We start from the raw sequence: 21,013 nt of genomic DNA, 5'->3' as shown, positions 1-21,013 counted from the left end.
ATAAAACACCAAATGCCTTATCAGCCTCAAGTCGCTCATATCGCCTCTTGATTCTGATTTGCTAAGATGGTATCTACATTTACTTCTAGCGGGAGTAGGCTCAAAAATTTAAGAAAATCCTTTACCCCAGCTATTTCCCCCGAAGCAAAACAGCATCCTCAAAAGTATAACCACCCTCCATCAGCGTACCCGTATAACTCACCGTAGTCACCGCATAAGGCTGATTCGGGATACGATAGACGACTCCGCTATCCATAAGGCAGACTTTATAGGCCGTGGCGACTTGGTTGCTACTGGCATATTTGCCGTCATCGGTCAGGACCTTATAGTTAAACTTATACTGGGTTAATTCGCCCATATCCTCAAGCCACGATGCCACTTTTTCCTTACGCTCGGTTAAGGAGTTGACCTTAATAGTCGTCGAGACGTAGTCCGGCTTCAGTGTGATGGTTCGCTGCTTAATGCTATTCAGCTTTTGCGTAAAAAAGGTATCCTGATCATCATACTCATCTATTTTTTTCGTTTTAGGATTGATATAAATAGAGCGCACTTCCACCAAAGGCTGCGGATATTTTGCCTTGAGATCATAGTAGTACAGCTGCGGCAGTCGCCCACGCCCATCATCAAAATGGCGCAGTATATAAACCTTTTTATCGGTAGGCTCATAGCCCACCATTTCAATACGTTGCCCCCCACCGACCGTGGCCAAGGCACTAACCGGTAGACTGAAAAGCACGGTAATGGCTATAGCACCAAGCAGGGATTTATTCATATTTAGACTGTTTATCATGCGCCTTTCTCCCAAAAATAAATATAAAATTCAGATATTTACTAATTCTTAATATATACATTATCGCTAAAGTAATATAGTAGGAGAGCGTACCTAAATAAATAGGCAAATACATATAAAGTAGCCACTAAGCTTGAAAGCTATATCGCTCAGTACTTTTTCCGAAATCACTCTTACTCTACCCTAAATATTAATAATAAACAGGCGGCGACCCTATGACTATCAAGCCCTTACTAGCAGTCGCCATACTTGGCTTAGTTTATAGTCCCATTGTGCTAGCCAAGCCTGCCGCAGCTCCGCAAAGCCCAGCAGCTACTCAACGGGCCATTGTTATGATTGAAGAACCTATATACGCCAACTATGTGTTTGAGGTAGAGAATAATAGTGTGCAGCGCATCCTTAACGACCAGGTTAATGTCCGCACGCAACCCTCACTACAGTCTGATATTGCCGATACTTTATCTATTGGGCAAGAAATCACCGTAGTGGCCAAAAGTAAGCAAGTATTCAGGAGTGGCAATCGGGCTGCAAACTGGTACCAAGTCCGCTATCGCCATGCGGGTAAAGAGCGTCTAGGCTATGTTTGGGGAGCGAATTTTAGCATCGCTTCTCAAAAGTTAAGAGGCTATGACTTCTTATTGGGTGTCGCCCCTGCCAAAGACGATGGCGAAGTTACTATGGTGGTGAATGTCGTAAAAGAGGGCCAACTCAAACAGCAGGTTCACTTCGAGACCACGCAAGAAAGTCTCAGCTCTGTACGTTTACAATGGCTGTCTAATAAAGGCTTGGCGGGAATAAAAAACATTCTATTTGCTGAAGTATCCGGAGAGGCATGCGGCGTCCCTACGATGCAGCAATATATGCTGTGGGATGGTGAGAAGTTGACCGCCTTGCCTACGCTTATGACCGTGGGCGACGCTGGACTTTATTATCATACTGAGGAATATATCTTTCCTACGGATAAAAAAGGCAAGCCCAATCAAATCACTATGATTTCGGAAGAAGGTGAAGAAGAGGGGGTTGAGGGCAGCGGTAATATGATTGTGACTAAAACAGAACCAATAGTCTATCTTTGGAAAAATGGCAAAATTATTAAAAAATAGATGCTATTTATATAACCTGCCTACTCTGAATAGCCCAATATCAGCTTGGGCTTTTTTCTGCCTGTATTCTGCAGAGTAGCCGTATTTTGTCTATTACCGGCCAATTTACCCACTTTGTCTCATGGTATTATTTATTAGATTAAACGCCTCTTATTCTCTCTAGTTAGCATTTGCCAGCAATTTTCACACACATTTAGGCCGTAAAATTGACTTGAATAAAAGGTAGCGCTGTACTATAACAGATGTTCAGTTTTATACGGTATCCCCGTCGCTAAAGTGAGCCTAGTGTCTAGGCTGTCTATATATCTGTTTGTGACGATTGACAGTTTTGCGCTATCGCTTCTATGTGCCGTCTTTAATTAACGTACTGATTAAGTCCTTGTTATTGCTCCATAAACAAGGTCACTCCCTCAAGCTTACTTCATGATAAGGAAATCATAATGAATATACTCATCACAGGTGCCTCGCGTGGTATTGGGTTGGCCGCCGCCAAAAAGCTAGCCAGTAAAGGCCACAATGTCGGGCTTTTCGATATCGACGTGCCAGAATTAGGCAATGCCCTCAAAAATAAATCTTTTAAAAAAGCCATTAAATCTAAAGCCATCTTGCACGGCAACCTTGATGTGACCAGTCCAGAAGATTGGGATGCGGCTATCGAGCAAATGACCGAGTCTTTTGGTGGTGTGGATATCTTAATTAATAATGCGGGTATTCTTATCACTGGGGAGCTGCCGGAGACCAATTTAGACAAACAATTGCTGTTGGTTGATATTAACTGTAAAGGCATCCTGATTGGCTGCCATAAAGTAGCTCAGCAGCAAAGAGGCGATAAATATAGCAAGATTATCAACCTATCTTCAGCGTCTGCTATCTATGGCCAACCTGAGATTGCCCCTTATTCTGCCAGTAAGTTCTTTGTGCGGGGCTTAACCGAAGCGCTGAATATTGAATTTGCGGCTCGCGGGATTAAAGTGGTAGATGTGATGCCATTGTGGGTCAAAACAGATATGACGAAGAATGTGGAAGTGACCAGTATCAACCGTTTGGGCATGCACCTGACAGCGGATGATGTGGCAAAAACTTTATATAAATTAGCCATCGCTCCCAACCACAAGCTCTCCAAAGTCCATTATACGGTCGGCTTACCTGCCAAGATTTTTGAGAGTTTAGCGCAAGTAACGCCCAGCAAAATTACCCGTTGGATGAATCAAAAAATCGGCTCGTAAAACAACGGATGACTCAATATTTTCCTGAATATAAAAATCGGCTGCAGGTCGATTTTTTTATGACCAACTTTTAGCTCTTATCACAACCAGCCAATATTTCTTAACTATAAACCAATTATTTCAATAACTTATGAAAATATAAACCACTGATAATTATTCGCATTCGTTACATCTTTTGACGCATACCCCATAACTCCTCACATAATTAGGACAGCACATTACTCACTTAAGAGTGGGTAGCTTTTATACTATTGTGAGTGGCCTAACTTATGCTTTTTAGAATAGAAGCTACTTTTAGAATAATGGCTTAATAAAAATCAAAGTACTTTAAGTGTAGCCTTGCTAATTTTTATAATATTTTTAATTTTAATAACATTTTTAAGGAGCTCACCATGGGTGACAAGCGCATTTCAGACAGTATCGAACAAGCTCTTAATAATCAAATGAATAACGAAGCCGCACAGGCGCAAGCTTATTTAGCACTAGGCGTGTGGGCTGAAGCCAATAATTACACAGGTATTGCCGATTTCTTCTATAAGCATTCAGAAGAAGAGCGTCAGCACATGTTTAAATTTTTAGAGTACATTAATACGCGTGGTGGTACGGCAAAGATTGGCGCTATTGCGGCTCCAGCAGACAATCCTGCCAACCTAAAAGAATGTATTGAAGACGTGTGGCAGCATGAGTTAGCAAATTCTAAAAAGATTTATGCCTTGGTTGATCAAGCCATGGCTGAGAAAGATTGGGCAACTTTTAACTTCTTACAGTGGTTCGTCAAAGAGCAAATCGAAGAAGAAGCCTTAATTGATGGCTTACGCGATAAGTTTGCGTTGGCTTCTGAAGATAAAGAAAACAATGCCAATTTCTACTCGCTCGACCGTGATATGCAAGGCGCTTCGCAAGAAGGTGACCTGCCTCGCCAAGCAGAGCTATAAGATTTAATTTAATGAGCAAGTTTCTTTAAGAAGCAGGTTTTATTGTTTGCAGTTAATAATCCCCATCAAAAGCAATAGCTAAAACCTGTCCGTTAAAAGCATCGCGCTTTTGCCCTAGCCGCCCTCAATTCGGTTAGGGCTTTTTTTATGGCTAAAGCAACTCAGAGACAACTTAGTCACTTGCTAAACTAAATTAGCGAGGCTGCCGCTGACAGCTTTGATATTGCTGCCATAAAATAAAACCACCCCAGCCAATACAGCCCAGCATCCACAGGCAACCTAGCCAGTAGCTTAGGTTGGCTATACGTTGGTCAAAGCCTATTAGCCCCGTCTCCGTTAATAGATATTCAAAGTCATGAAAGCCATAGGGCGCATGCTGACCGGTATTACCCCCTAGTAATGGCAACTCACCAATGCTAGCGTCGCAAATATAGGGCGCTAAATCTACGACATTCTCAGAAAACCACCATAGCGCTACCGAGGCAGCAAACACATCGCGCTGCTGAATTAGGAACACCACCGCACAGACCATAGGCATTAATAACTGCCCGAGCATCCCGCCCAAAGACATCAAAAACTGATTGCCCAGTAGGCCAAAAATAACGTGACCCGCTTCATGAAAAGGTAAATTTACCAGATGCAGCAGCGAGCCCATATCGTCACGGATACCACCAAGTAAGCCTATGGTATACATGAGCAAACCGACCAATAGCGCTAGCCGCAATAGCACGAACGGCAGATAATCTTCGCTTTGCTCTGGCAACAGCAGCTCATTTAATCCGCGCCCAGAAGAGGTTTTATCCACCTACTGATTCCTTCTATGTTTGTATATACGCTTACTAATTGCCTGATTTATTATCTATTAGCACGGTGGTAGCTTGGCTAGGTGTACTGATTTGGATTTGCTGAGCTAACGGTTTATTAGCCGCTAAACGGTTATTACGGACTTGGGTATTCTGTATACCTGCCAACACTCCTTTACCCGTATCAGCATATTTTTCTCGAATTTCTGAGCCTATTTTAATCGCTATGCCGCCCGCTTGCGTAAAGTCGTTATTCATAATCTGCGTGCCATCATCTTCTACAATGATGCCGGTGTCGACTTGTATAAAGGTATTGCCTAGGATCTGATTGTCTTTGGCACTGTCGATATGATAGCTGGCAAGCAAGGTAGTAGCGAGGGGATAAGCGCCACAGGCAAACCCTTTAAGATTACGTGACTGCCGCGAAGCTACCCATACCCCAACCGGCTCATCACGGAAGGTGTTGTCTTTGATGATATTGTCATGGGCAGATTCGGTACGTTTAAAACGATTGCTTTGGCTAGGGTCATCCGCATGCTCAAAGCAGTTGCGATAGAGCAGCACGCTACCAGCACCATTATGGATAAATTGGTTGTTTTGGATGGTATTAAAACTAGAGGAGTCCACTGCGATGGCTTCGCGATTGGGTTTAAACGAGCGAAAGCCATTATCGACGAAGACTGAATTTTGGATGGTATTGTGCTGACTGCCAAACTCTAGGTAGAGGCCTACCGTGCCTGCGCGCGCTACCCTTAGCTTATCAAAAGTGACTCGCTGGACATGGTCGCCGACGAAGATACCGCTATTATTACTGCCCTCGCTACTGACATTGACGATGCGGATATCCCGCGGCGCCAATGCTCTATTGGCTGCTGGGTCAATGAACCCCTTGCTATAGCGAACATTAGGGTTAGTTTTCTGGCGGATATTAACGGCATGACCATAACCTTGTACGTGGCAATTGGCCACAGCGATATTGGCAATCGCAGCATCTTTTTTGGGTTTAATCGTAATGGCGGTTTTATTTGCTGTGGCCTCTGTCGGGCCTAAGATAGCGCCATTGCAGTCCAAAGAGGTATCAGAGCTGTTGATTACAAATTGCACGCCTTTAGTCGCTAAGTCACAGCTTTTAGCCAACTGAGTATGACCGCTAATAGTGACGACCTGATTGGCCTGCAAGTCAGCGCAAGACAGCTGTTCGGTAGGCGCCGGTAAGCTGGCGTCAATTACCCGCGGCATCTCTGTCATTATGGGCGACTCCGTAGTGGCTGTTGGCGTTATGCTGCCCGTAGGTAGGCGCTCGCAGCCCGCTAATACCAGCGCAGCGACCCCACTTACGAAGATGGTTTTAACGATTTTATAGTTATGCGTCTTACATTTTTTGCACATGCGGTGACACCTTATTACTGGTTATCGCTAGCTTAGCTTGGCACTATAGTAGGGGTATTGCACAGCGATTGCATAGATTTTAGGTTAACTAAAATATCGCTGAGATAAGACGCAGATTATATAAAGTAAACGCCAAAAATATACTACTCATTACCAATTAACCACCACCCATTAATAAAGATAAGGATAGCATAATGACTACCGCAAATACGCCAAAGCCAGAAGCCGTAAGCACTATTGATAACGAAGGTTTAGCTATGCCAATGAACGACCCGATGGGCACCGATATGGACGGTGTCAGCGAAGGACTAACCCCCATGCATCCGCAAAATATTGATGAATCGCGTATCGATGAAGTCCTGGTGGAAGACGCACTAGACGACAAAGACTATCCAGGTATTCGTGATATCGCTGATAACGACGCGGTCGCTCATAGCCATAACGATGATTTATAACTGTTGATTGATGGCAATAGCCCTTTAGTCTGTTGCTAAAAATCATCCTCACTTAGCATCGTTTAGCATTGTTTAGCATTATATATAAATGCAAAAAGCCCTGACGATTCAGGGCTTTTTTAGGTTAAGGCTATCAATAATCTTATAGTTCTAATGGAATAATAAGTGGTTGGCTTAACGCAGTGCCGCGACCGGTTGATCCGTCCAGACATCGCGATAACTGGTGTAGTAAGAAATCAACATGACCGGCATAACGGCAAAGACCCCTAGGCCAAGCGTAAACAAGACCACAAGGGGTGCGACAATCATAAAAACTAAGCCATAAACGAACATCGGCAGCATATTTTTTAAGCAGCCTCTAAAGCTCTTTTTCATAGCTGTGACAGCATCGATATTATGTAAGACAATCAGTGACGGCGCAAACCAAATGGCCATCACTAAAGGAATAAGTAGAGCAAAGAACAACAAGTAAGCGAAGATAATCCCCACAGAGAACAGACCGTTCATCCCTTGTTCGATACTACTAACATCTCCGGCAAACATACTCAGCGCCATACCGCCTAAGGCGATAAATAACGGCACCATCGCTATGATAATACCCACTAAATAAAGCACCCCGAGGATGAGTAACGGTACGAAATGCGTTTGAAACCCAGAGAATAAATGGTCAAAGCGCAATTCCCCGCCCGTGGCTTGCACATCAGCCCCTTTAATAATGCCGCCAATAAATACGAAGACCAATAGGTTAAATAATAAGCCGATAAAAGGAATAGCACCGCCTATCGCCATAACCACAAAAAACACCACCATGATGCCTATCCACAATAGGAAGTTCGCTTTAAATAATCCAAAAGCCTTGGTCAACCAGCCCACCCCTACCCCAGCATCACAAGAGCGCGGCTCTGGCAACAGTTGTGGTAAAGGATTGCCATACATATCAGTATGCGGAGAATAACGGGTTTCTTTTACCAGCGAAGTCTTAGGTGGGGTATAAGGGGAGTTCATCGTATCACCTCAAAGTCAGGGGGCGCGCTATCCAAAGTCTAGCCTTATTACGCCCAACCATCTAACGTACAGGCCCAGCCTTGTACTAGTGGCGTGGCCAATGCCGCCAGCAAATCGATGTGACCTTCATCAGCATTTAGGGCTGGAATATAGTGGTACTCTTGACCACCGGCGTTGATAAAGTTATCGCGGTTTTCTATGGCGAGCTCTTCTAAAGTCTCTAAACAATCTGCAGAGAACGCTGGGCTCACCACTTGCACGGACCGCACACCCGCCTTGCCCCATTCATCTAAGATGACATCAGTATAAGGTTTGACCCATTCTTGCTTACCAAAGCGTGATTGGAAGCTAATAATCCATTCGTCCTCTTGCAGTCCCAACTCGTGCGCCACTTGTGCTGCGGTACATTTACAGCGTTTTGGGTACGGATCGCCTTTATCGGCATAGGGCTGCGGAATGCCATGGAAACTAAACATTAACTTATCAGGTTTACCATGGTTGGCTTGAAAGCGGCGAATAGAGTCTGCCAAGGCTTTGATATACAGCGGATGGGCAAAGTAATCTTTCACAATAGTGAGGTTGGGCAAATTGCGTTGTTTGAGCGACCATTTTGTCACCGCATCATAGACCGCACCGCCAGAAGTCGCCGAGTACTGCGGGAATAAGGGCAATATGACAAAGTGGTCTACGCCTTCGCTTTGCAGTTTATTCATGACATCAGGCAGACCAGGGTTGCCATAGCTCATGGCCGCATGTACGGACACTGGAAACGGTGCAGCGCTATCGGTCATGCGGGCTTGCACCAGGTCAACTTGCTTATTTAAAATCTTACGAATCGGTGAGTCGCCTTCCCAAATGCTGGCATAAGCATGAGCCACGCGTTTAGGTCGACTCGGCAACACGAATAGGTTGAGGATAATCGCCCACAGAAATTGCGGAATCTCAATGACCCGAGGGTCTGATAAAAACTGTTTAAGATAGCGACGCACAGCAGGAGCAGTGGGTTCGTCTGGCGTACCAAGATTGACGAGTAAGACGGCAATGCGCGGCGGCTGAGAAGGTTTCATCTTAGGGTGACTTCCTTATAGTGACATAAAGCAGTGGCTGTGTATTACCCAGTTAATACTAGGGTCAAAGCTACGCTCAAAACTGACCTAGTGTAGCATCTAACAGCTTATTTTGCCTGAGCAAAACTGTGCTCAACGTCTTGAGATAATAGCTCTAGCAGTCGCTCTAAGGCTGAAAGTTCAAGTATGGTTAGCAGAAGGATATCAATGGGCTAGCGATAGTCTATTCGCAAAATATATTAACGCTCGGTAAGCTCGATATGGAAGTTGTACTTAGTCCTGCATCCGCCTACAATACAAGCTCACCCTGATTTGATAGAGCATGAGGTGGATTTGAGCGCACATCCTGAGCTGACCGACCCTAAATTTAACGATTCTGTCGGTATCGTTACCCCCGAGACCTTACATTTCGACACGCCATTAACGCTGGAGTGCAACCGCACTTTGCCCGCGTTTGACCTCGTCGTAGAGACCTATGGCACCTTAAATGCTGATAAGTCCAATGCGGTACTTATCTGTCACGCCTTATCCGGCAGCCATCACGCTGCTGGCTACCACAGTGCCGACGATAAGAAGCCGGGCTGGTGGGATACTATGATTGGCCCTAGCAAGCCTATTGATACAGATCACTACTACGTGGTCTGTATCAATAATATTGGCAGCTGTCACGGCTCTACGGGTCCGACCAGTCCTAACCCGGATAGTCCAACGGGTGCACCCTATGGCCCTGATTTCCCACTCATTACGATTAAAGACTGGGTGACGACTCAAGTCATGCTGTCCGATCGCTTAGGTATTGCGGTCTGGCATGCGATTGTGGGCGGTTCGATGGGCGGCATGCAAGCGCTACAATGGTCTGTGGATTATCCCGAGCGGCTGCAGCGTTGTGTCGTGATTGCTAGCACGCCAAAATTATCAGCGCAGAATATCGCCTTTAATGAGGTCGCGCGCCAGTCGATTCTCTCAGACCCTGACTTTAAGGACGGCTATTATCTCGAGGCCGGCACCTACCCACGCCGCGGATTAATCCTGGCGCGCATGGTCGGGCATATTACTTACCTGACCGAAGATGCCATGAAGTCCAAATTTGGCCGTGATCTTAAATCGGGCAAGTTTATGTATGGCTACGATGTCGAGTTTCAGGTGGAAAGCTACTTACGCTATCAAGGCGAGCAATTTAGCAAAAACTTCGACGCCAATACTTACCTGCTGATGACCAAAGCACTCGACTATTTTGACCCGACTCGCGGTTATGTAGACGACGATACCTTGACAGAGTTAGAAGCGTTAAAAGCCACATTGGCGCATACCCAGTGTCAGTTTTTAGTCGTCTCATTCACTACCGATTGGCGCTTTGCTCCGGAGCGCTCGCAAGAATTGGTCGATGCGTTGATGGCCAATGCCAAACCGGTCAGCTACGTCAATGTCGATGCTCCGCATGGCCATGATTCCTTCCTGTTCGATATTCCTCGTTATATGAATGCGGTACGTGGTTTTATGCAGGCGCCCTTTTTGACGCAGTCTCGTAATAACCAGCTAGCGCAACAGCACCCTACTAACCACGCTGCATCGACTATAGCAGACCGTAATAATGGAGCAGATAGCCGCCAAGGAGCTAACGTATGAGAATAGATCATGAACTCGCCAAACGTTGGATTGCCCCAAACTCACGCATTCTCGACTTAGGGTGCGGTGATGGCGCGCTCCTTGCGCATATGCAGGAAACGCTAGGCGTCAGTGGTTATGGCTTAGAGCTGGATAGCGATAAGATTAATGAGGGCATCGCCAAGGGGCTGAACATCATCGAGCAAGACTTGAATGATGGGCTCGCCCGCTTTGCCGACAACAGCTTTGATACAGTGGTAATGGCGCAAGCACTGCAAGCGGTTAAATCACCGGATACCCTGCTGCTCGATATGCTACGGGTCGGGCGAGAAGCCGTGATTACCTTCCCCAATTTTGCCCATTGGCAAAACCGTTTGCACTTAGGCCTTAAAGGCTTGATGCCGGTTTCAGAAGCGCTGCCTTACGAATGGTATAACACCCCCAATATCCATTTATGCACCTTTAAAGACTTTGAAAAATTGTGCACTGACAATGGTATTCATATCGTCAATCGTTTTGCTGTCACCGATGCCAACAGTCGTTTTCAAGCGGGCCGTAACCCGTTAATGACCGCTTTAGTACGCCGCGCTCCCAACCTATTGGCAGACGTTGCTATATACCGCGTTACTTTGCAAGATTAGTCAGCGGGTGTATTGTTCAAGTTAAACGTTAGGCTTACAAGGTAGCGATTAATTTTAAAATCACGCTTTCTTAAGCGCCTGCTGTCAACTTGCTTAACCTTACTAAGTGCTTACTTAAGTCTTGCTGTAATATTTAGTTACGCAACCTTAGACGGTATGGGCGTCCGCGAGGTGTAAGAATAGGTAATTAGTATTTGAGTTTCGTAAACTGCAGTGGTAAGCTAACGAAATTACGTTAATCCCTAATTACGTGCAGACATTCAAGTGTCGATAACCACGTAATAAAAGTTACGGATAGCAAAGTCTATACCGTTAACTGTCCGGCGATTGCGACCCCCTTTTTCCCTATTCGTCTTTGTGCCCGGAAGACTGAACGGAGCTGCTATGAAAATGTTTAAAACTGTCTTGTTGACTGCTTGTTTATCAGTCGCTGGCCTAGCCAATGCTGAACTGGTCTCAAACGTCCCGCTAGACACGTCACGGTTTGAGCTGATGAGCGTTAGTGATTTGACCGCTCGTGCCAACCAAGGCAACGACCATGCCCAATTTTACTTGGCCAAGCGCCTACAAAAAGGCATGGGCATCACCCAAAATTCGCAACAAGCCGCCCAGTGGTACACCAAAGCTGCTCAGCAAGGCGTAGCACCAGCTCAGCTAAATCTAGGTATCATGTATCTACGCGGTGAAGGTGTACAGCCTAATCTTCAGCAAGCGCGCCTATGGTTAGAAAAAGCCGCTTCTTTGGGTGATAACCGTGCCAGTTACACGCTTGCGCTATTGGAAGAAAAGCAGCATAAACTAGTAGATGCCTATAAATGGTATGACCTAGCCGCTCGTGATGGCATGCTGGACGAAAAAGTCCGTACCAAAGCTCGTGGTAAGATTGGTCAATTGGCGTTGAACTTATCAAACTCTGATATTCAGAAAGCCCGCGTTGAAGCCGACAGCTGGTTCCAAAATAAATAAGCGCTAGCGTTCAGCAGACTAATTTATTAAAAAGAGACTCAGCTAATTGCTGGGTTTTTTTATGCGCACCAGTTTAAGGGGGGATTGTTTTTTAGCTAGACTGTAGATTTAACATTAAGCTATCGAATAAATGTATGATTTTAATCCTTACAATCAGTAGGTGAATCCTATAAAATACGCCCTGTCCTGATTTGTCCGAAAATTTTTAGGACCACCCGTGTACACCACGCTCAAAATTATTTATTCACCCACCGCACTAGGTTTGCGACCTAGCCAGCAGGAGATTATTATGACCACGACTACCAACACTGACGTCAATACTTCAGAAAACCTAAATACCCTAGACGTCCTAGATACCCCAAATATTGAGGCCAAATCAGCCACCGAATACGATAGCGTCACCAATAACATCGTAGTGGCGGCCCTGTATAAATTTATCCGCTTTCCAGACTTTAAAGAGTACCGCGAGCCTATCTTAAATAAGATGCTTGAGCATGATATCAAAGGTACGCTATTAATAGCGGCTGAAGGTATTAACGGCACTATCGCAGGTAGCCGTGCAGGGATTGATGCTGTACTCACTTATTTGCGTACCCTACCCGCTATTGGTGAGTTTGAATTTAAAGAGTCTTACACCAATGTGCCACCGTTTTATCGCACCAAGGTCAAACTCAAAAAAGAAATCGTCACGATGGGTGTCGAAGGTATCGACCCGTTGCAATCGGTAGGTCGTTATGTCAAACCTAGCGAATGGAACGACTTAATTAGCGATCCAGACGTGTTATTAATCGATACCCGTAATGATTACGAAGTGCAAATCGGTACCTTTAAACATGCGGTGAATCCAAAAACTAAAACCTTCCGTGAGTTCCCTGATTACGTCAAAAACGAGATGGACCCGGCTCAGCATAAAAAAGTCGCCATGTTTTGTACCGGCGGCATCCGCTGTGAGAAGTCTACCGCTTATCTACGCGAACAAGGCTTTGATGAGGTCTATCACCTAGAAGGTGGCATCCTTAAGTATTTAGAAGAAGTGCCTGTGGAAGAGTCCTTATGGGAAGGCGATTGCTTTGTCTTTGATAACCGTGTGGCGGTCAATCATAACCTAGAAAAAGGTGAATACGATCAGTGTTACGCTTGCCGTATGCCTATCACTGAAGCGGAAAAACAAAGCGCCGCTTACGTCAAAGGCGAGTCTTGCCCGCATTGCATCGATAAGGCAACCGAGGAGCAAAAAGCCCGTTTCCGCGAGCGTGAGCGCCAAATCGAATTGGCCGAATCACGTGGTGAGTCGCATATTGGTAGTGAAGTGAATGAGATTATTGAAAAACGCCGCCAGATGAAACTAGAGCAACGTAAATTGGCTGCTGATGACAGCTAGTAACTCACTAATCTCAAGCAAAGAAACTATTAAAAGAGACTGTTAACAGCAGACTTTAAAACGATTAGACCTAAAAAAAGCACCCTAGCGCATAGCTGTGGGTGCTTTTTTTGGGCTGTACTTTTTGCTGCTTGCGCAACCGGCTTAGCTACCGCGGTAGGTGCTATAGCCATATGGAGATAGGGTAATAGGCACATGGTAATGCTTTTCACCTTCGATATTGAAGTTGACTTCGACATACGGGAAGAAAGGGTCTATGCCCTGCTTACGAAAATAAGGCGCGGTCTTAAAGATTAATTTATAAGTGCCATCATGTTTGGTCTTACCATCATTGGGTAAAAACTCATTGACGCGACCTTCGCTAGAAGTGGCCTTAGTATCTAATAGCTCCCAGCTGCCATTGCTCTGTTGCTTCATTAATTGCACATCAACGTTAGGTGCAGGCTTACCCGTGCTGATATCTAAAATATGGCTAGATAATTGATAAGCATCTTTATCCAAAGCATAGCTTGGGGTACTGGCCAAAGCCATAGCACCAACCACGGCAAGAGCAGGTAAAGTGCTCATCTTAGCTAGGTTACGAGTGTTAAATATTGACATAAATAGTCCTAAATTATGAATTTTTGAATAGGGTATTTTTTAGTAGAGTAAGCATAGAGTACGGGCAGATAAATCATTATAGCGGCCTCTCTGTCTATGAAGTAAATATTAACACGCACTGGTCTTTAAATAGATTTTCTTAATAAAAACCTCTTTAAGTTACTACAAAACCCTCGTATTACTGGTCAAAAATACTTGGCCTTGTTTCGCTAAAGTAAGCATAAATCACAGTATTTATACTGGCCGCTATCACCTACTATTTGAATAGGTATTACCTTCCCATTTCAAAACAACACCTTCGAACTCACTACAATCAACTAGCAGAACTAATATAGTGCGCATAGAAAAATATACAGCGCATAAAAAAGCGGCAACTCATCATAAGTTACCGCTCATTTTTAGCATTAAAACTACACTAATGGATTAGCTAATTATCTCAACTATTAAAAATTAAAACAGTACACGCACACGGATAGTTTCCGCGATGTCTTTTAGCTTCTCTAGCGCTTCTGAAGAGTCACTGTTATCGACATCCATGATGAGGTAACCTACATCGCCTTCTGTCATGAGGCTCTGCGCCAAGATGTTGATGCCAGCAGCAGCAAACGAGCTGTTGATTTGTGACAAGACACCTGGGACGTTTTTATGGATGTGCAATAGACGGTGTGAGCCCTCTTTCACAGGGATACTCACTTCAGGGAAGTTCACAGCAGTGACGGTGTCGCCTGTGTCTGAGTATTTCACAAACTTCTCAGCGACTTCTAAACCGATATTCGCCTGCGCTTCTTGGGTTGAGCCACCGATATGCGGGGTCAAGATTACGTTATCAAACTTACGTAGTGGCGATTCAAACTCTTCATCAGCTGACTTTGGCTCTTTCGGAAACACGTCGATAGCGGCGCCTAAGATTCTGCCAGACTCTAAAGCCGCGGCCAAGTCGTCAATCTCAACACAAGTACCGCGTGCAGCGTTGATAAAGTAGCTGCCCTCTTTCATTTCGTTGAACTGCTCCGCTTTCATCATGTAGCGAGTGCTAGGCACATCAGGCACATGCAAAGTCACGATATCGGCAGTTTGCAGTAGCTCGTTTAAGCTGCCTACCTGTGAGGCATTGCCCAATGGCAATTTGGTCACGACGTCATGATAGATGACCTTCATACCCAAGCTTTCGGCTAGGACAGACAGCTGCGAGCCGATAGAGCCGTAGCCCACGATGCCCATGATTTTGCCACGAACTTCATGCGAGTTGGCAGCGGACTTGCCCCAACCGCCACGATGGACCACCGCATTTTTTTCGGGGATACCACGGTATAACATGATGGCTTCGGCCAATACCAATTCTGCTACTGAGCGGGTGTTTGAGTAAGGCGCGTTAAAGACGGGGATACCTAGCTCGCGAGCCGCATCCAAATCTACTTGGTTGGTGCCGATGCAGAAACACCCAATGGCGACCAGCTTTTCCGCTTGCTCTAAGATGTCACGGGTCAGTTGCGTACGCGAACGAATCCCAATAAAGTGAGCATCTTTGATTTTTTCTGCCAACTCTTCTGGATCTAGCGCGTGTGATAAATATTCAATGTTGGTATAACCAGCATCTTTTAACACTTTAACTGAGTTGTCGTGCAGGCCTTCGAGCAATAAAAAACGGATTTTATCTTTGGTTAATGATAACGCCATCTGAAATACACCCTATATCAAAAAATGTGATGAAATGATGCGCTTTATCTTACACAAAATCCACTCATGATGTTAGTGGGAAGACGAATATATGCTTGCCATTTTTGACTATACTGCACAACTATTGGTTATTAGGGCCACTTTAAGGTGATGATTCGCGTGAAATTGTTGCTATTCTAAAGCTAATGTCTTAGCAAGGAGCTATTATCAGCGCTGCACTCTCATCTCATAAACAGCCACGTATCTCATAAACAGCCGCGCTTTTAAGGAATAGGTAAGGAGGCGTTGAGCCTAGATATTTTATAGACCCGTTTTATAACTTTTGTTGTAGCCTGATAAGAGAAATCATAGCTCATCCCCTGATGGTCAATTATTTGCCCTGTTGCCATAATACTGACGTTTTCTTGGGGAATGCTAGGGATAGGAAAAGTATAATAGGCATAGTTTTCTCCAGTTTGGTAATACTCTGGCTCAGGTGGCAGTAGCTTCATTGGCGCTGAAGTAGTAACGGGTATGTCATAAGGGCGTTGATCTAAGCGGATGGTTAACGCCGTGAGCTTAACTTCAGAAAATTGCTTTTCCTCATCGGTAAACTTTAAGGTCATCTCATCTATAAACCGACAACCTTCATAAGGATATAATAGCTTTTCTTTATGAATCTCGAGTTCACAAGAGGCGTCTACATCTGCAAAAATCTTGGCCGTAGGTAAATCGGTTATCGTTAAAGGCGCATAGCTTTTTGATAAGCTCTGCTGCCAAACTTCATAGGGCGTAAATAACCATAACCCTAACAGGAGCAAAAAGATTGCCGATAAACTTAGTATCCATTTCATCATAGTTTATTGCTCTTAGAAGACCTGCACTTAAGTAATTTGCAATGGATAGAGCCTTTGCAGCGTATAGTTTGCAGGGTAACTTAAACCTGTTACCATAATGAAGCTTAGCAGCAGCTTACGACAGTTTCTAAGCGGCCGCTAGCTCTCTTAATGGCTACCTCTATATAATTTAAGCCGCCTATTTCCACTATACTATTATTATTCTTTTCAAAGTTTGAGCCTTATCGTCTATTATAGCTATCCATTGACTTCGCCGGCATTGAGACCACCATGACTGAACCGCAAACGACCCCTACCCCTACCCCCTCCACTCCAGCCCATGAGCTTACTCATGCTGCAGACCAAGCCGAAGTGAATACCAACCCGTTGGCGGCAAACGCCGATAATGATACTGCGGCCCTCACTAGCTTGCTGAGCAGCCTAACGAATGAGCAAGGCTTTGATGACAGCCAGATTAAACTAGATGACGCCAGCCTTGAGCACTGGGGCAAAGACTGGACCAAACACTTTGCGCCAGCGCCATCTGCTATCGTCTTTCCGAAGTCGACCGAGCAAGTGCAAGCGTTGGTGAAATTGGCCAATGACTACAACATCGTTATCACGCCAAGTGGCGGACGTACGGGATTGTCGGCAGGCGCTGTGGCTAGCAATGGTGAAATAGTGGTTAGTCTCGATAAGATGAATAAAATTGGTCAATTCTATCCGGCAGATCGCTTAGTTGAAGTACAAGCGGGCGTGATCACTGAGCAGCTGCAACAGTTTGCTGAGGCGCAAGGTTTATATTATCCAGTAGATTTTGCTTCAGCAGGTTCAAGTCAAATTGGTGGCAATATCGGTACTAATGCCGGCGGTATTAAGGTGATTCGCTACGGTATGACCCGTCAATGGGTATTGGGCTTAACTGTAGTAACTGGCAAAGGCGACATTCTAAAACTGAACCGCGGTATGATTAAAAATGCTACCGGCTATGATTTACGCCAATTGTTTATTGGGGCGGAAGGTACTTTGGGTATCGTCACCGAAGCGCAGATTAAGCTGGACCGTCCACCGCATGATTTAACGGTAATGGTTTTGGGTATGGATGAGTTTGACCATGTCATGCACGTGTTATCAGCATTCCAAGCTAAGGTTGATTTGACTGCGTTTGAGTTCTTTGACGATGTGGCGATTGACAAGTTAATGGCGACCGGTCATGTGCAAGAGCCTTTTGAGGCGCGCACCAAGTACTACGCTTTATTAGAATTTGAAGCGCCGTATGAGCCAATCATGGACAAGGCGATGGCCATCTTCGAAGAGTGCATGGAGAATGGTTGGGTCGTAGATGGTGTGATGAGTCAGAGTATTGCGCAAGCGATGGACCTTTGGAAATTGCGTGAGTATATCTCTGAGACCATTTCCGTCTTTACCCCGTATAAAAACGACGTATCCGTACTTATTACCCACGTACCGAGCTTTATCCACGATATTGAAGCCGTCGTGAATGCGCGCTATCCCGACTTTGAAATTTGTTGGTTTGGTCATATTGGTGATGGCAATTTGCACCTAAATATTCTCAAACCAGAGACTTTATCAAAAGATGAGTTTTTTGCGAAATGTCAGAGCGTGAACGATGCTATTTTTGCGATTGTGCAGCAGTATGGCGGTTCAGTATCAGCAGAGCATGGCGTGGGTATGACTAAAAAGCCATATCTTCATTATAGCCGTAGCGAAACCGAGATTGACTATCTTCGTGAGGTGAAAAAGGTCTTTGATTCGAATGGTATTATGAACCGCGGTAAGATTTTTGATATCTAAGCTTAGTTTTCATAAATAAAGTCCTAAACCGCAAAAAGCCCAGCATTGCGCTAGTAATCATAGCGTTAATGCCGGGCTTTTTTTATTATTGACGACCTGTTTTCAATAGCAGACCGTCATTTAAAGATTACGGTAAAGCGGTTAGTAGAGCAAAAATAGAACTGAGACAATCACACAAAGAAGTAAAGTACTCTGCACGATTAAAAAGGCCTGATGTGGCGCTGCAATAGCGCTCAGCCACTTACCTATAGCGTTAAGATTCGCTTGCATGGGTTTGGGCTGTGGTAGTTTGTCGATATTGGTAATCACGTTTAAAAATTCTTCCCACTGTTGTTGATTCCAGTCAAATGGTTTGAAAGGTATAAATTTATTTAAAGTGGCCAGCTCACTTTTATAATCTTGCGATAGTAGCCAACGCTCTAGATACAATAAGCGCATCGACCAACCTTGAAAATGGCGACTGTCGATAGGGATAAATTGATGGATGTGTACCTGTTTATGACGTTTGTCCGTAAGGCATAGCTTGTCTTTTAATGCCAATACCTCTGCTTGCTGTCCTTCGATACACTGCAAAAAATACCCATTGCCATAACACAGGATGCCGGTAATACCATGCTGTGCATTATTGATGGTCGCCACTCTTTTGATATTGGCTAAGGTCTTGGGGTTTAGCAGCCCCCACCAACTAATACGGCTGATATATACCAACTGCATCAAGTCGCCAGCCATTGCGACCTGCGCATTGACCCCTGTCGTATCCATATGACGGCTTGAGTAGAGGGTAGTCATCGTATTCATCCCCATAGTTATCTATAGGTTGCAGTCAGCGTAAGGGCTCTGCTCGAGCTCTTAAAAACCCTGCTAAAGTAGGCTATTAAGTGCTAAGTATAGCAAAAATATACACTTGTTACTTAAATTGTCTAATTTTTATCAAAAATACTCTTGCAATATTTGTATTTTAACACATATAAATATTTTCTATACATAATTTACGCGCTTCGTTGCGTTATATAGTGCGAGATTCGAAGTTAAGTAACGTCGCTTTATCTCTGCTGAATATCGGGTATAGTAGGCGCATCCGAATTCGCAACCGCAAACAAAAGGTACGCAGATGAGCAAAATTGATGACTTTCATCTAAAGATTCAACAGATTGAAAAGAAGGACTACCCACAGCTAAAAGCGTTAATGGACAGAGTCTATGCCGATATGGGCGGCTCTTGGTCTAAAGAGACTATTCATGCTTTGATCGACGCTTTTCCAGAAGGGCAAATTGCCTTATTCGACCACGACAAGCTCATCGGCATGGTGCTGTCCATGCGCGTTAACTATCAACGCTTCTCAAACCCGCATACTTATGACGACTTAATTGGTCATAAAGAAATCATCCGGGATAATCCTGAGGGTGATGCGATGTATGGTCTTGATGCGCTGATTGATCCGGACTACCGTGGCTATCGTCTCGGTCGCCGCTTATACGATGCCCGTAAAGAGCTATGCCGTCAGATGAATTACCGCGCTATCCTAGCCGGTGGTCGTATTCCCAATTATCACAATTATCCAGACTTAACGCCTGGCGACTATATCGACCAAGTCAAAGACCGTGAGATTCATGACCCTGCGCTGTCTTTTCAGTTGTCTAATGGCTTTATTGTCAAGCGTATCCTCACCGCTTACTTGCCCGATGATGACCAATCTAAAGGCTTTGCTACTTTACTTGAATGGGCCAATATTTATTACGAGCCGTTAGAATATCAGCCGAATACGCGCAAATCTGAAGTGCGTATTGGCGGTATCCAGTGGCAAATGCGTGAGGTAGAGTCACCGGAAGAATTGCTACAACAAGTAGAGTTCTTCGTTGACATTATGGCGGACTATAACTCTGACTTTGCCTGCCTGCCTGAATTCTTTAACGCGCCACTCATGGGGCTATGTGAATCGACCGATCAAAATATCGCTATTCGCTTTTTAGCGGGCTATACCGAGTGGTTCAAAAATGAGATTTCTCACTTGGCGGTGAGTTATAACGTCAACGTCATTACCGGCTCTATGCCATTATTGGATGAAGACGATACGCTCTACAATGTTAGCTACTTGTGCCGCCGAGACGGTACGGTAGAGGAGCAGCGTAAAATTCATATCACTCCGCATGAGCGTAGTGCTTGGGTGATTGAAGGCGGTAATAAAGTCCAAGTCTTTGATACCGATGCCGGTCGTATTGGTATTCTAGTTTGCTACGACGTCGAGTTCCCAGAGCTGGCGCGCCTGCTAGCGTTAGAAGATATGGACATCTTATTCGTGCCTTTCTGGACCGATACCAAGAACGGTTACCTGCGGGTGCGCCATTGTGCCCAAGCTCGTGCTATCGAAAACGAATGCTACGTGATGATTTGTGGCTCGGTAGGGAACTTGCCGCAGGTCGAAAGCTTGGATATTCAATATGCGCAATCTTCCGTATTTTCACCGTCAGACTTTGCCTTCCCGCACGATGCAATTATGGCAGAGACTACCGCCAATACTGAGATGGTGTTCTTTTCAGATGTCAATTTGGACAAGCTCACCCATGTGCGTAACGAAGGCTCGGTGAATAACCTAAAAGACCGTCGCGAAGATTTATTCACGCTAAAGTGGAAGAAAAAAGCCAAACAAGCTATCAAGATTAATCCGCCAGTGAATAAAGATGGCTCTGACTATCCTAATTAATGACAAATTGAGCAGAGCTGGCAGAGATTTGCCTTTAAA

The 21,013-nt window shown here is 44.9% G+C and carries 19 protein-coding genes; 10 read left to right on the top strand and 9 right to left on the bottom strand.

What is annotated here, in order from left to right; translation table 11 throughout:
* Positions 1 to 130: 130 nt before the first annotated feature.
* Entirely contained in the window at positions 131 to 790 is a 660-nt protein-coding gene (locus tag ACZ2XM_RS05880) for a hypothetical protein (protein WP_490587431.1), read from the bottom strand.
* Positions 791 to 1,005: 215 nt separating this feature from the next.
* Between ACZ2XM_RS05880 and ACZ2XM_RS05875 the strand changes: the two genes are divergently transcribed.
* The 3 genes from ACZ2XM_RS05875 (at position 1,006) to ACZ2XM_RS05865 (ending at position 4,054) form a co-directional block, all read left to right on the top strand.
* Complete coding sequence (locus tag ACZ2XM_RS05875) at positions 1,006 to 1,893, top strand: SH3 domain-containing protein (RefSeq protein ID WP_490587430.1); 888 nt, start codon at positions 1,006 to 1,008, stop codon at positions 1,891 to 1,893.
* 440 nt (positions 1,894 to 2,333) lie between these two features.
* Positions 2,334 to 3,119 carry an SDR family NAD(P)-dependent oxidoreductase gene (locus tag ACZ2XM_RS05870; protein ID WP_490587429.1) on the top strand — a complete coding sequence of 262 codons (786 nt, stop codon included), beginning with the start codon at positions 2,334 to 2,336 and terminating at the stop codon, positions 3,117 to 3,119.
* A gap of 392 nt (positions 3,120 to 3,511) precedes the next feature.
* The gene (locus ACZ2XM_RS05865; protein WP_490587428.1) at positions 3,512 to 4,054 is read left to right on the top strand and encodes a ferritin; all 543 of its coding nucleotides are present in this window, start codon (positions 3,512 to 3,514) and stop codon (positions 4,052 to 4,054) included.
* 193 nt (positions 4,055 to 4,247) lie between these two features.
* Here the strand turns inward: ACZ2XM_RS05865 and ACZ2XM_RS05860 are convergent, their stop codons facing one another.
* Positions 4,248 to 4,859 (bottom strand): hypothetical protein, encoded by a 612-nt coding sequence (locus ACZ2XM_RS05860; RefSeq protein ID WP_490587427.1) that lies wholly within the window; start codon positions 4,857 to 4,859, stop codon positions 4,248 to 4,250.
* A 34-nt stretch (positions 4,860 to 4,893) separates the two neighbouring features.
* Entirely contained in the window at positions 4,894 to 6,246 is a 1,353-nt protein-coding gene (locus tag ACZ2XM_RS05855; protein ID WP_490587426.1) for a right-handed parallel beta-helix repeat-containing protein, read from the bottom strand.
* Between the two features lie 194 nt (positions 6,247 to 6,440).
* On the opposite strand from ACZ2XM_RS05855, the gene ACZ2XM_RS05850 reads away from it, so the two are divergent.
* Positions 6,441 to 6,701, top strand: a complete 261-nt coding sequence (locus ACZ2XM_RS05850; protein WP_490587425.1) for a hypothetical protein — start codon at positions 6,441 to 6,443, stop codon at positions 6,699 to 6,701.
* A gap of 174 nt (positions 6,702 to 6,875) precedes the next feature.
* Here ACZ2XM_RS05850 and ACZ2XM_RS05845 read toward each other — a convergent pair whose 3' ends face one another.
* The gene (locus ACZ2XM_RS05845; RefSeq protein ID WP_490587424.1) at positions 6,876 to 7,706 is read right to left on the bottom strand and encodes a BPSS1780 family membrane protein; all 831 of its coding nucleotides are present in this window, start codon (positions 7,704 to 7,706) and stop codon (positions 6,876 to 6,878) included.
* A gap of 47 nt (positions 7,707 to 7,753) precedes the next feature.
* Positions 7,754 to 8,773 (bottom strand): ferrochelatase, encoded by a 1,020-nt coding sequence (hemH, locus tag ACZ2XM_RS05840; protein WP_490587423.1) that lies wholly within the window; start codon positions 8,771 to 8,773, stop codon positions 7,754 to 7,756.
* 351 nt (positions 8,774 to 9,124) lie between these two features.
* On the opposite strand from hemH, the gene metX reads away from it, so the two are divergent.
* The 4 genes from metX (at position 9,125) to trhO (ending at position 13,366) form a co-directional block, all read left to right on the top strand.
* On the top strand, positions 9,125 to 10,399 hold the full coding sequence (gene metX, locus ACZ2XM_RS05835; protein ID WP_490587472.1) for a homoserine O-succinyltransferase MetX: 1,275 nt from the start codon (positions 9,125 to 9,127) through the stop codon (positions 10,397 to 10,399).
* On the top strand, positions 10,396 to 11,019 hold the full coding sequence (gene metW / locus ACZ2XM_RS05830) for a methionine biosynthesis protein MetW (protein WP_490587422.1): 624 nt from the start codon (positions 10,396 to 10,398) through the stop codon (positions 11,017 to 11,019). The genes metX and metW overlap by 4 nt, the downstream gene beginning before the upstream one ends.
* Positions 11,020 to 11,403: 384 nt before the next feature.
* On the top strand, positions 11,404 to 11,985 hold the full coding sequence (locus tag ACZ2XM_RS05825) for a tetratricopeptide repeat protein (RefSeq protein WP_490587421.1): 582 nt from the start codon (positions 11,404 to 11,406) through the stop codon (positions 11,983 to 11,985).
* A gap of 283 nt (positions 11,986 to 12,268) precedes the next feature.
* Complete coding sequence (gene trhO, locus ACZ2XM_RS05820) at positions 12,269 to 13,366, top strand: oxygen-dependent tRNA uridine(34) hydroxylase TrhO (RefSeq protein WP_490587471.1); 1,098 nt, start codon at positions 12,269 to 12,271, stop codon at positions 13,364 to 13,366.
* A 144-nt stretch (positions 13,367 to 13,510) separates the two neighbouring features.
* Here trhO and uraH read toward each other — a convergent pair whose 3' ends face one another.
* From uraH to ACZ2XM_RS05805, 3 genes are all read right to left on the bottom strand, one after another.
* On the bottom strand, positions 13,511 to 13,966 hold the full coding sequence (gene uraH / locus ACZ2XM_RS05815; RefSeq protein ID WP_490587420.1) for a hydroxyisourate hydrolase: 456 nt from the start codon (positions 13,964 to 13,966) through the stop codon (positions 13,511 to 13,513).
* A gap of 450 nt (positions 13,967 to 14,416) precedes the next feature.
* Positions 14,417 to 15,643, bottom strand: coding sequence for a phosphoglycerate dehydrogenase (gene serA, locus ACZ2XM_RS05810; RefSeq protein WP_490587419.1), 1,227 nt, complete (start codon positions 15,641 to 15,643; stop codon positions 14,417 to 14,419).
* Between the two features lie 263 nt (positions 15,644 to 15,906).
* Positions 15,907 to 16,479 (bottom strand): hypothetical protein, encoded by a 573-nt coding sequence (locus tag ACZ2XM_RS05805; protein ID WP_490587418.1) that lies wholly within the window; start codon positions 16,477 to 16,479, stop codon positions 15,907 to 15,909.
* A gap of 270 nt (positions 16,480 to 16,749) precedes the next feature.
* Between ACZ2XM_RS05805 and ACZ2XM_RS05800 the strand changes: the two genes are divergently transcribed.
* Positions 16,750 to 18,273 (top strand): FAD-binding oxidoreductase, encoded by a 1,524-nt coding sequence (locus ACZ2XM_RS05800; protein WP_490587417.1) that lies wholly within the window; start codon positions 16,750 to 16,752, stop codon positions 18,271 to 18,273.
* Positions 18,274 to 18,414: 141 nt separating this feature from the next.
* Here ACZ2XM_RS05800 and ACZ2XM_RS05795 read toward each other — a convergent pair whose 3' ends face one another.
* Positions 18,415 to 19,071, bottom strand: a complete 657-nt coding sequence (locus ACZ2XM_RS05795; protein WP_490598337.1) for a BLUF domain-containing protein — start codon at positions 19,069 to 19,071, stop codon at positions 18,415 to 18,417.
* Positions 19,072 to 19,384: 313 nt separating this feature from the next.
* On the opposite strand from ACZ2XM_RS05795, the gene ACZ2XM_RS05790 reads away from it, so the two are divergent.
* Complete coding sequence (locus ACZ2XM_RS05790; protein WP_490587415.1) at positions 19,385 to 20,974, top strand: GNAT family N-acetyltransferase; 1,590 nt, start codon at positions 19,385 to 19,387, stop codon at positions 20,972 to 20,974.
* The last annotated feature ends 39 nt before the right edge of the window (positions 20,975 to 21,013 follow it).

It is taken from the genome of Psychrobacter sp. CoH-33_TS_01 (genome assembly GCF_058189395.1).
This window is presented reverse-complemented; position numbering and strand designations above follow the sequence as displayed.